Genomic DNA, 333 nt, shown 5'->3' on the forward strand with positions numbered 1-333 from the left:
TTTTTTACACTGGCAAAAGTCACAAAATGGGCGAGGTGCATGACGGCGCCGCGACCACAGACTGGATGGTGCAGGAGCAGGAGCGTGGTATTACCATTACTTCTGCTGCCATTACCGCCTTCTGGCAGGGTTCCGAGAAGCAGCACAAAGACCAATACCGCTTCAACGTCATCGACACCCCGGGCCACGTTGACTTCACTATTGAAGTTGAACGTTCCCTGCGTGTTCTCGACGGCGCGGTTGTTGTGTTCTGCGGCACCTCGGGTGTTGAGCCTCAGTCGGAAACCGTATGGCGTCAAGCCAACAAATACGGCGTTCCACGTCTTGTTTACG

Annotated in this window: 1 protein-coding gene; it reads left to right on the top strand. The window is 54.7% G+C overall.

All coding sequences use genetic code 11. The features are described from left to right. Window positions 1–333, top strand: a 333-nt coding sequence (locus ACIOYV_RS33285; RefSeq protein WP_401330726.1) for a GTP-binding protein, incomplete at both ends; no start/stop codon positions are given.

The sequence above is a fragment of the Pseudomonas sp. NPDC087342 genome, assembly GCF_044744265.1.
Lineage (GTDB): Bacteria > Pseudomonadota > Gammaproteobacteria > Pseudomonadales > Pseudomonadaceae > Aquipseudomonas > Aquipseudomonas nunensis.